Origin of the sequence: Pseudomonas sp. (assembly GCF_050739995.1) — a bacterium.
Classification (GTDB): domain Bacteria; phylum Pseudomonadota; class Gammaproteobacteria; order Pseudomonadales; family Pseudomonadaceae; genus Aquipseudomonas.
The window spans coordinates 1-11,127 of the sequence record NZ_JBOICG010000205.1 but is presented as its reverse complement, the minus strand read 5'-3'; the positions used below and the strand labels follow the sequence as shown (position 1 = coordinate 11,127).

At 62.6% G+C, this 11,127-nt stretch carries 7 protein-coding genes; 5 read left to right on the top strand and 2 right to left on the bottom strand.

What is annotated here, in order from left to right; all coding sequences use genetic code 11:
- Window positions 1–67 precede the first annotated feature (67 nt).
- Complete coding sequence (locus ACRESD_RS07185) at window positions 68–499, bottom strand: hypothetical protein (protein WP_431750292.1); 432 nt, start codon at window positions 497–499, stop codon at window positions 68–70.
- A 165-nt stretch (window positions 500–664) separates the two neighbouring features.
- Between ACRESD_RS07185 and ACRESD_RS07180 the strand changes: the two genes are divergently transcribed.
- Window positions 665–1,666 (top strand): ABC transporter substrate-binding protein, encoded by a 1,002-nt coding sequence (locus tag ACRESD_RS07180; RefSeq protein ID WP_431750291.1) that lies wholly within the window; start codon window positions 665–667, stop codon window positions 1,664–1,666.
- 57 nt (window positions 1,667–1,723) lie between these two features.
- Here ACRESD_RS07180 and ACRESD_RS07175 read toward each other — a convergent pair whose 3' ends face one another.
- The gene (locus tag ACRESD_RS07175; RefSeq protein ID WP_431750290.1) at window positions 1,724–2,512 is read right to left on the bottom strand and encodes an AraC family transcriptional regulator; all 789 of its coding nucleotides are present in this window, start codon (window positions 2,510–2,512) and stop codon (window positions 1,724–1,726) included.
- Window positions 2,513–2,597: 85 nt separating this feature from the next.
- Here ACRESD_RS07175 and ACRESD_RS07170 point away from each other — a divergent pair, with 85 nt between their 5' ends.
- The 4 genes from ACRESD_RS07170 to ACRESD_RS07155 all read left to right on the top strand — a co-directional run.
- Window positions 2,598–3,596 carry a bile acid:sodium symporter family protein gene (locus ACRESD_RS07170; RefSeq protein WP_431750289.1) on the top strand — a complete coding sequence of 333 codons (999 nt, stop codon included), beginning with the start codon at window positions 2,598–2,600 and terminating at the stop codon, window positions 3,594–3,596.
- Window positions 3,597–3,701: 105 nt separating this feature from the next.
- Window positions 3,702–4,061: a type 1 fimbrial protein gene (locus ACRESD_RS07165; protein ID WP_431750288.1), complete on the top strand. Its 360-nt coding sequence runs from the start codon at window positions 3,702–3,704 to the stop codon at window positions 4,059–4,061.
- 123 nt (window positions 4,062–4,184) lie between these two features.
- On the top strand, window positions 4,185–5,375 hold the full coding sequence (locus ACRESD_RS07160) for a sugar transporter (RefSeq protein ID WP_431750287.1): 1,191 nt from the start codon (window positions 4,185–4,187) through the stop codon (window positions 5,373–5,375).
- 199 nt (window positions 5,376–5,574) lie between these two features.
- Window positions 5,575–11,127: amino acid adenylation domain-containing protein (locus ACRESD_RS07155; protein ID WP_431750286.1), on the top strand; the 5,553-nt coding region annotated here is incomplete at its 3' end.

The following is an 11,127-nucleotide window of genomic DNA, read 5'->3' as shown; positions in this document are numbered from 1 at the left end:
CCAGTCGACACATGCATTGACTGAAGCACCGCTATCGGGAGCAAGCCCCCTCCCACATTGGACCTGATCAGGCCGCCGCTTGTGGCTGGATGTGTAACTCACCGTCTACGTCCTTGGCCAACCCACTGGCCAAAAACAGCGGCGCAAGGCGCTTGTGCAGTTGCGGCTCAACAAACTCTTTCACCGTATCCAGCACCAACAGGCCGCTGAGTGGCAACTCGGCCTTGGTGTACGACAGCCATGCCTTCTTCAGCATCTGCAACACATCGCTGCCCGCCGTGGAAGCAAAACGGCGGTGGCTGGGTTTGCTGTCGAAGTGGAAGGTGTGCTGAAACGCGTAGCCGGTTTCATCGCCATTGGCAGCCACGCACCTTACGCAGGTGCATGGGCCGTCGCCGAACGCGCTGCGCAGGTAGGCGTTGAAGTCCACCACGGGTTTGAGTGACAGGCGCTTATCGACCTCGAACAGGTCTCCGGTCATTTTTTCGTCAGTGTTCAACGTCCATTTCCTCGCAGGTTCAGCGGTTTTTCAAAGCGCGGAACAATACCAGCCGAACAGGGTTTTGGGGATTATTTGCATAACAATAGATCCCGATATTCTTTTCCCGTCTTAAAAATCGCCGCTAGGCTCCATCACCTTCTTAAAAACGCGGCAGACTCCTAAATGACTTTCAAGCGTTCCTCCCTGGCTCTCCTGGCGGCTGCGACGGCCATGATCAGTCTCGGCGCCCAGGCCGAAGGCAAGATCAGCATCGCGCAGCAATTCGGCATCGGCTACCTGATCCTCGATGTGGTGCGCGACCAGCACCTGATCGAAAAACACGGCAAGGAACAGGGCCTGGATATCCAGGTGGAATGGAACAGCATTTCAGGCGCCACCGCGATGAACGAATCGTTGCTGGCCGGCGCCTTGGATATCGTTTCGGCCGGTGTGCCGCCCATGCTCACCTTGTGGGATCGCACCAAGGGCAAGCAGAACGTCAAGGCCATCGCCTCCCTCGGCTCGATGCCCAACTACCTGCTGACCAACAATCCCAAGGTGAAGACCCTCAAGGACCTCACCGAGAAAGACCGCATTGCCGTACCTGCCGCCGGCGTGGGCTTCCAGTCGCGTACCTTGCAGATCGAAACCGCCAAGCAGTTCGGCGACGCCAATTACAAGAAATTCGACGACATCTCCATCAGCCTGGCCCACCCCGACGCCACGGCGGCGTTGATTGCCGGTGGTTCGGAGATCAACGCGCACTTTTCCAGCCCGCCGTTCCAGTATCAGGAACTGTTGAACCCTAACGTGCACAAGGTGCTCAGTTCCTACGACATCCTTGGCGGCCAGGCTTCGTTCAACGTGCTCTATACCACGCAGAAGTTCCACGACGAAAACCCCAAGACCTACAAAGCCTTCTATGCCGCGCTGGCCGAGGCCGAGCAGATTATCAAGGCCGACAAGCCGGCTGCCGCCAAAACGTATATCCGCGTGGAGCAATCCAAGCTGCCGTTGGACCTGGTGGAGAAAATCGTCCAGGACCCGGAGATCGATTTCACCATCGTGCCCCAGCGCACCTTTATCTATGCCGAGAAACTGCAGGAACTGGGCGTGCTGAAAAACAAAGCCGCCAGCTGGAAGGACTACTTCTTCGAAGAGGCCCATGGTGGTAATGGCAGCTAACCGGTCTGTTATAGGGCAGGCCCCCTCCCACCATTGAATCTTTGTTGATCTGGCAGATCAGCGGAAGAACTCGCCGGGGGTAGCCTCGAACTGCTGGCGAAATGCATTGATAAACGCCGACGTCGATTCATACCCACACCCCAGCGCCACATCCGTCACCCGCTCGCCTTGCTCCAGGGCGGGCAGGGCGCTCAGCAGGCGCAGGCGCTGGCGCCAGGCGCGAAAGGTCAGGCCCGTGTCGCTGAGGAACAAGCGGCTGAGGGTTTTCTCGCTGACCCCCAGTTTCTCGCTCCAGTGTCCCAGCGTGGTCTGTTGTTCCGGGTGCAGGTTCAAACTGCGGTAGATCTGCCGCAAGCGTGGATCGTGGGGCAGGGGCAGCATCAAATCCACCTGCGGGGCAGCGGCGAGTTGGTCGAGGACGACCTGGGCCAGGCGCCCATCCGGCCCATCCTCGGCGTATTCCACCGGCAGTTCGCTGAAGCTGCGGATCAACTCGCGCAATAAGCTGCTCACCTCCAGCACCTGACAACGTTCGGCTGCCCAGCTTGTAACGCTGCAATCCAGGTACAAACTGCGCATTTCGGTATGGGGCGAACTGAACACCCGGTGCGGCACGCCGGCGGGAATCCACACCGCGCGTTGGGGCGGCGCGACGAAACGTCCGACGCTGGTCTGAATCTCCAACACCCCGGAAATCGCATAGGAGAGCTGCACCCACGGGTGGCTGTGCCGGCGCGTCAAGGCGCGGTTGGGCAGGGATTCGGTGCGACCATACACCGGCCGAGGCAGGCTGGAGAGCCCGGGCACGCTGCGGCGCACGGTTTTATCATGTCCTTTAGGCGGCATTTACTGGCTCATTGGCGTTAGTCGGTAACAAGCCGTTACGTTAGAGTCGCGACGATGCGTTTTGCAACCCCTGGACGATTTGCTTATGACCCGCCCACGTTTTCTGCCTGACAACTTCACCCTGACCCTGGTGGCCACGGTAATCATCGCTTCCCTGCTACCCGCCAGCGGCCAGACCGCCGTGGCGTTCGGCTGGGTGACCAACCTGGCCATTGCGCTACTGTTTTTCCTGCATGGCGCCAAATTGTCGCGCCAGGCCATCGTTGCCGGTGCCGGCCATTGGCGCTTGCATTTGCTGGTGTTCAGCCTGACCTTCGTGCTGTTCCCGTTGTTGGGCCTGGCGCTCAAGCCGCTGCTGTCGCCGCTGATCGGCAAAGACCTGTACATGGGCATGCTGTATCTCTGCGCGTTGCCGGCCACGGTGCAATCGGCGATCGCCTTTACCTCGCTGGCTCGGGGCAATATCCCGGCGGCGATTTGCAGCGCGGCGGCGTCCAGCCTGTTCGGTATCTTCCTCACGCCGTTACTGGTGACGCTGTTGCTCAATGTGCACGGCGATGGCGGCTCCACCGTCGACGCGATCCTGAAAATCAGCGTGCAACTGCTGCTGCCGTTTGTTGCCGGGCAGATTGCCCGCCGCTGGATCGGCGAGTGGGTAGGGCGCAACAAATCCTGGCTCAAGTTCGTCGATCAGGGTTCGATTTTGCTCGTGGTGTATGGCGCGTTCAGCGAAGCGGTCAACGAAGGCATCTGGCATCAAATCCCGCTGTGGGAGCTGGGCGGCCTGGTCGTCGCTTGCTGCGTGTTGCTGGGCTTGGTGTTGGTGGCATCCACGGTGTTGGGCAAGGTGTTCGGCTTCAACCAGGAAGACCGCATCACCATCTTGTTCTGCGGCTCGAAGAAAAGCCTGGCCACCGGCGTGCCCATGGCCCAGGTGCTGTTCGCCGGGGCGACCATGGGCGTGCTGATCCTGCCATTGATGCTGTTTCACCAGATCCAGCTGATGGTCTGTGCAGCCTTGGCCCAGCGTTATGCCAAGCGGCCGGAAAGCATTCCCGAACTGATGGGGCAGGTGGACCCCTAAAGTAGAGCCGCAGGGCTATCAGGCGATCCTGAAAGCGACGAAACCACTCAAGTCTGCGCGCAAACGGGCGATGACCTTCTTAAGAACCCAAGAAGGAGCGTCGTCATGAACGTTACACGTTTGTCAGTGGTTACCGGCTTCCTAGTGGTATGGGCGGGGGCGTGCTTGGCGGCACCGTCGGGTGTCATTCACTTTCATGGCAGTATTGTCGAGCCGGGTTGCAATTCCGCCACGCTGGGCGGTTCGACAGTCGCGTTCAATACATGTCCACAGGCCATGCGTGGCAGCCAGTTAGAGGTTCAGCCCGTGCGCAGCGTACAGGCGCTGGGCAACGCGACGGCCAATGTCAAGTTGGTGGCCGACAGCGGCAGCGGGCGTTATTACGACCAGCGGTATGTGGTGGTGGATGCCCGTGGAAAGCCGATTCAGTCGGGGACCTACATCGTCATCGTCACCTCGCCTTGATGAAACTGATGGTTCTTTGATCGGGATCAGCGCCAACAGGCCGCCGAGAAACCTATAGAATGCTCGGTGGCGGCGCTTGTCCTGGGTGACCGCTCGATCACCGTCGGAGTACCGTGCCATTCCATGAGCCTTTCAGCCGCCACCCCCCAAGCCAATTGGCAACCGGTCATCGCCCTCGCGCTGGCCGCCTTTGTGTTCAACACCACCGAATTCGTCCCCGTCGGGTTGCTCAGCGCCATCGGCGCCAGCTTCGACATGCCCATCGCCAGCGTTGGGCTGATGCTCACCATCTATGCCTGGATCGTGTCCCTGACCTCGTTGCCGGTGATGCTGCTGACCCGCAACGTCGAGCGGCGCAAATTGCTCATTGTGTTGTTCGGCCTGTTTATCGCCAGCCATATCCTGTCCAGCGTTGCCACCAGTTTCGGCCTCCTGATGCTCAGCCGTATCGGCATTGCCTTGTCCCATGCGTTGTTCTGGTCGATCACCGCGTCCCTTGCAGTGCGCCTGGCGCCGGAAGGCAAGCAGGTGCAAGCCCTCGGCCTGCTGGCCACTGGCACGTCCCTGGCGATGGTGCTGGGTATTCCCCTTGGGCGTTTGCTCGGTGAAGCCATGGGCTGGCGCACCACGTTCCTGGTCATCGGTGCCTTCGCGGCTGCCCTGGTGTTCTGGCTGGCGCGCACCTTGCCGCTGTTGCCGAGCCAGAACTCCGGCTCGCTGCGCAGCCTGCCGTTGCTGTTCAAGCGCCCGGCGCTGGTGGCGCTCTACGTGCTCACCGCCATGACGGTGACGGCGCAATTCACCGCCTACAGCTACATCGAACCCTTCGTTGAGGGCGTGGCGGGCATGAGTGGAAATGCTGTCACGCTGATCCTGCTGGTGTTCGGCGGCGCTGGCATCATCGGCTCGTTGTTGTTCAGTCTGGTGCACCGTTTCAACCCCCATCTGTTCGTGGTCGGGGCGGTGTTCCTGCTGGCGGCGTGCCTGGCCTTGCTGCTGCCGCTGAGTGGCGCCGAGCCTTATCTTGTCGGGCTCAGCGTGTTCTGGGGCATCGCGATCATGGGCTTTGGCCTGGCCATGCAGTCCAAAGTGCTGGTGCTGGCACCGGACGCCACCGACGTAGCCATGGCGATGTTCTCCGGCATCTACAACATCGGCATCGGCGGCGGTGCCCTGATGGGCAGTTGGGTCGGCAGCCACTTCGGCTTCGCCTGGATAGGCGCGGCGGGTGGGTTGTTGGCGGCGGTTGCACTGATCGGTTATTGCCTGGCAATTCGTCGGTTTGGGCAGGGAGGCACGCACACGCCGAGCTGAACGATCCTCATCCCCCGTTGTCCCCGCTTCCCATGTCACCCCCCGCCTGCCAAATCCCTTAATTTTCCAAGCCTGCCGGAAGCCTCTCCAGGCTTGCGGCTGCGCCCGCTATTTATCCAGGGCGTCCAGCACACCCGATCCAAGCGGTAGCTGAAAACGGACTTTCTCTTCAACCGTGACTTATCAGGCAGGTTACCCCATGCAGTTCAGCGAATTATTGGCAGCGATTTCCACCCATGCGATCCGTCTGCAAACTGAAGAAGGCGACCTGATTATCCTGGGCGACGACGAAGCCCTGGACGACGTGCTGTGGGATCAACTGATCGCCCACAAGCCACGGCTGCTGGCGCTGGTGGCCGAGCATGGCGGTGACTGGCTGAGCCCGGCTTATCGCATCACCCCGGCCATGCTGCCCCTGGTCAACCTCGACCAGCCAGCCATCGACCGTATCGTCGCCGCCATCCCCGGTGGCGCGGCCAATGTGCAGGACATCTACCCCCTGGCGCCGCTCCAGGAAGGCATGCTCTATCACCATCTCTCGGCCGAGCAGGGCGACCCCTACGTGCTGCACGCACAGTTTGTGTTCGACAGCCGCGCTCGCCTGGATGCCTTTGCCGAGGCCTTGCAGTGGGTGATCGACCGCCACGATATCTTGCGCACGTCCATGGCCTGGGAGCGTCTCGACGAACCACTGCAAGTGGTGTGGCGCAAGGCGACGTTGGCCTGTGAGGAAGTCCGCGTCAGTGGCGGCGATGCCCTGGCGCAACTGCTGGCTCGCTATGATGCGCGCACTTACCGCATGGACCTGGGCCAGGCGCCGCTGCTGCGCCTGGTGTTCGCCGACGACCCGGCCAACCAGCGGGTGGTGGCGATGCTGCTGTTCCATCACACCATCCTCGACCACACCGCCCTCGATGTGGTTCGCCATGAAATCCAACTGTACCTGGCCGGCGATCAAGCCCAGGCCGGTGAGCCGGTGCCGTTTCGCAGCTACATCGCCCAAGTGCGTCATGGCGTCAGTGAACAGGCCCACGAGGCGTTCTTCCGCGAGATGCTGGCGGATATCGACGAGCCGACCTTGCCGTTCGGCCTGCAAGATGTGCAAGGCGATGGCCAGGGTATCGATGAAGCGCGCATCCTCGTCGACAGTACGCTGAGCCGCCGCCTGCGTGCCTTGGCGCGACCACTGGGGGTGAGCGTGGCGAGCATGCTGCACCTGGCCCTGGCCCGTGTACTGGGCGTGGTGTCTGGCCGTGATGCGGTGGTGTTCGGCACGGTGATGCTCGGCCGCATGGGCGCGGGCGAGGGCGGTGAGCGTGCCTTGGGCATGTTCATCAACACCTTGCCACTGCGCGTGGATGTGGGCGAACAGGGCGTGCGCGCCGGGGTCAAGGCGACCCACGAGCGCCTGACCACCTTGCTCAACCACGAACACGCGTCCCTGGCGTTGGCCCAGCGTTGCAGCGGCGTGGCGGCACCGACGCCGTTGTTCAGTGCGATGCTCAACTATCGGCATAGCGCCGCTACCGATATGGCCGAAGTGATTGACGTCGCCGAGGGCATCCAAGTACTGGGCGCCGAGGAACGCACCAACTACCCGTTGACGGTCAACGTCGATGACCTCGGGGAAGACTTCGCACTGACCGTGATGGTGGCGATGTCCATCGGCGCGCAGCGTGTGGCCGGTTACCTGCACACGGCCCTGGAAAGCTTGGCCGAAGCCCTGGAGCAGCGACCGGATACGCCGCTTGGCGGCCTGAACATTCTCCCCGACGCTGAGCGTCAAACCCTGCTTCACGACCTCAACCAAAGCCCCACGCACTACGCCGATACCGCCCTGATCCACCAGCAAGTCGAAACCCATGCCGCCGCCCATCCCGAAGCCATCGCGCTGCGCTTCGACAACCAACGCCTGACCTATCGCCAACTCAACGAACGCGCCAACCAGGTCGCCCACCGCCTGCTGGCCCAAGGCGTGCGCCCCGACGACCGTGTGGCGATCTGCGTCGAGCGGGGCCTGGAAATGATCATCGGCTTGCTCGGCATCCTCAAGGCCGGTGCCGGTTATGTGCCCATCGACCCGGCTTATCCGCTGGAACGTATCGCCTACACCTTGCAGGACAGCGAACCCCTGGCCGTGCTGGTACAGGCCAATACCTGCCACCTGGTCGGCGACCTGCCGCAGATCGACCTCGACAGCCTGCGCCAGGAGTCCATCGTCAACCCGCGACTGCACCTGAGCCCGGCCAACCTGGCCTACGTGATCTACACCTCCGGCTCCACCGGTCTACCCAAGGGCGTGATGATCGAACACCGCCAGGTCGCGCGGTTGTTCACCGCCACCGAACACTGGTTCAGATTCAATCACAACGATGTGTGGGCCCTGTTCCATTCCTTCGCCTTCGACTTCTCGGTGTGGGAAATCTGGGGGGCGCTGATGCACGGCGGACAGTTGCTGATCGTGCCGCAACTGGTCAGCCGCTCGCCGGATGAGTGCTACACGCTGCTGTGTGAAGCGGGCGTGAGCATCCTCAACCAGACGCCCAGCGCGTTCCGTCAACTGATCGCCGCCCAGGGCCGCAGCCCGGACGTGCATTCCCTGCGCCAGGTGATTTTTGGCGGTGAAACCCTGGAACCGGGCCTGCTCAAGCCCTGGTATGCCCGCGCCATCAACGCCGGTACGCAACTGGTGAACATGTACGGCATCACCGAAACCACCGTGCACGTGACCTATCGCGCCCTGGAAGCGGCGGATGCCCAGTTGGTCGGCGTCAGCCCGATTGGCGTACGCATCCCCGACTTGCAACTGTATGTGTTGGATAAACACCGCGAACCGTTGCCGTTTGGCGTGGTTGGCGAGTTGTACGTGGGCGGTGCCGGTGTGGCGCGCGGTTACCTGAACCGCGACGCGCTGAACGCCGAGCGTTTCCTGGCCGACCCGGCCACCGGCCTGCGCATGTACAAGACCGGCGATCTCGGCCGTCTGCTGGCCGACGGCAGCGTCGAATACCTGGGGCGTAATGACGACCAGGTGAAGATCCGGGGTTTCCGTATCGAACTGGGCGAAATCGAGGCGCGCCTGGCCACCGCCGATGGCGTGCGCGATGCCGTGGTGATTGCCCGTGAAGACGAGCCGGGCGACAAGCGCCTGGTGGCCTACGTGATTGCTGAGGGCGAACTGAGCACCGCCGTCCTGCGCGACCATCTGCTACTGAGCCTGGCCGACTACATGGTGCCCAGCGCCTTCGTCGTGCTGGATAAATTCCCACTGACCACCAACGGCAAGCTTGATCGCAAGGCGTTGCCCGTCCCGGATACCGACGCGCTGGTACGCCGTGGCTACGAAGCCCCGCAAGGCGCGGTGGAAACCACCATCGCCGGCCTGTGGCAGGACCTGCTCAAGCTCGACCGCGTGGGGCGTGACGACAACTTCTTCGAGTTGGGCGGCCACTCCCTGCTGGCGGTCAAGCTGATCGAACGCATGCGCCAAGTCGATCTCAGTGCCGATGTGCGCGTACTGTTCGGCCAGCCGACCCTGGCAGCGTTGGCGGCGGCGGTCGGTGGGCAGGGCGAGGTCCAGGTCCCGGCCAACCTCATCATTGAAGGCAGCCAGCACATCACACCCGAGATGCTGCCGTTGGTGGCGCTGGATCAGGCGGCCATCGATCACATCGTCGCCAGCGTGCCCGGCGGCATCGGCAACGTGCAGGACATCTACGGCCTGGCGCCGTTGCAAGCCGGCATCCTCTATCACCATCTGGCAACCACTGAAGGCGATCCTTACGTGTTGCAGGTGCAGTTGCGTTTTGACGATCAAGCGGCGGTGGACGCGTTCATCCAGGCGCTGCACAGCGTGATCGCCCGCAACGATATCCTGCGCACCGGCATTCTTTGGGAAGGCCTGGATGAGCCGATACAAGTGGTGCTGCGCCAGGCGCCACTGGCAGTCGAACATATTGAAACCCAAGGCCTGGCTCACCTGCAGCAACGCTTCGACCCGCGCCACTATCGCCTCGACTTGTCTCGCGCCTCACTGATGCGCTTCGCCTACGCCCAGGAGCACAGCGGGTTTGTCGGCATCCTGTTGTTGCACCACATCCTGCTCGACCACACCGCCCTGCAAGTGTTGGTGGAAGAAATGAGCGCGAGCCTGGCCGGTAGTGATGCGCACTTGCCTGAGCCGGTGCAGTATCGCAATTACGTGGCCCAGGCCCGCCTCGGCGTGACCCAGGCCCAGCACGAAGCCTTTTTCAGCGAGATGCTCGGCGATCTTGACGAGCCGACCCTGGCGTTCGGCTTGCAGGACGTCAATGGCGACGGCAGCGGCATCATCGAAGCCCACTTGCCCCTGGAACCGGCGCTGAGCCAGGGCCTGCGTGAACAGGCTCGACAGTTGGGCGTGAGCACCGCCAGCCTGGTGCACCTGGCCTGGGCGCAGGTGTTGGGTCAGGTTTCCGGCCAGCAGGATGTGGTGTTCGGCACCGTATTGCTCGGCCGAATGCAAGGCGGCGAGGGGGCCGACCGTGCACTGGGCATGTTCATCAACACCTTGCCGCTGCGGGTCAACCTGGGCGCTGTCGGTGTGCAAGCCGGCGTGCGTGCCACCCATGCACGGCTTGCGCAACTGCTGGGCCATGAACACGCCTCGTTGTCCCTGGCCCAGCGCTGCAGCGGCGTGCCGGGATCGTTGCCGTTGTTCAGCACACTGCTCAACTACCGCCACAGTGCGCCGGGTGAAGCCCCGGGAGACAGCCCGTTTGCCGCTTCCGGCATCGAGATCCTCAGCTCCGAAGAGCGCAGCAACTACCCGCTGGTGCTCAACGTGGATGACCTGGGCACAGGGTTCGCACTCACAGTGCAGGGCGTAGCCACCCTGGATGTGCAACGGGTGGGTGACTATATGCTCACCGCGCTGCGCCATCTGGTCAGCGCCTTGCAACAAGCGCCGACCACGCCGTTGCAGGCGGTGTCGATCCTGCCGCCTGCCGAGCGTCACCAACTGCTGGTGGATTTCAACGCCACCCGCCGCGAATACCCGTCGCAGCTCACCGTGCACCAACTGTTCGAGGCCCAGGCCCTGGCCCGGCCGGAAGCCGTGGCAGCCGTGCATGGACCGTTGTCGCTGAGCTATCGCGATCTCAATCGTCGCGCCAACCGCTTGGCCCATCACTTGATCAACCAAGGCGTGCAACCCGGCGAAAGCGTGGCAATTGCCCTGCCACGCTCCCTGGATCTGCTGGTGTGTCAGTTGGCGATCCTCAAGTGCGCGGCGGTGTATGTGCCGCTGGACATCAACGCCCCGCTGGAACGCCAGGCGTTCATGGTGCAGGACAGCGGCGCGCACCGGGTGCTCAATACCCTGGCCGACCTGAACCTCGACGCGCTGTCACCGCGCAACCCCGACGTGGCACACACTTCGGAAAGCGTGGCGTACATCATGTACACCTCCGGTTCCACTGGCGCGCCGAAGGGCGTGCAAGTGCCGCACCGCGCCATCTCGCGCCTGGTGCTCAACAACGGTTACGCCGATTTCAACGAGCATGATCGCGTGGCTTTCGCCTCCAACCCGGCCTTCGACGCCAGCACCCTCGATGTGTGGGCGCCGTTGCTCAATGGCGGTTGCGTGGTGGTGGTCGAACATGCGGTGTTGCTGTCCCAGGCGGCATTCGCGGCGCTGTTGCAGGAGCAGGCCGTCAACGTGTTGTGGATGACCGCCGGGTTGTTCCATCAGTACGCCGATGCGCTGATGCCG

Bases quoted from the DNA above. Each gene is read 5' to 3' on its own strand.
- ACRESD_RS07180 (WP_431750291.1), top strand. From the start codon at position 665: ATGACTTTCAAGCGTTCCTCCCTGGCTCTCCTGGCGGCTGCGACGGCC.
- ACRESD_RS07170 (WP_431750289.1), top strand. From the start codon at position 2,598: ATGACCCGCCCACGTTTTCTGCCTGACAACTTCACCCTGACCCTGGTG.
- ACRESD_RS07165 (WP_431750288.1), top strand. From the start codon at position 3,702: ATGAACGTTACACGTTTGTCAGTGGTTACCGGCTTCCTAGTGGTATGG.
- ACRESD_RS07160 (WP_431750287.1), top strand. From the start codon at position 4,185: ATGAGCCTTTCAGCCGCCACCCCCCAAGCCAATTGGCAACCGGTCATC.
- ACRESD_RS07175 (WP_431750290.1), bottom strand. From the start codon at position 2,512: ATGCCGCCTAAAGGACATGATAAAACCGTGCGCCGCAGCGTGCCCGGG.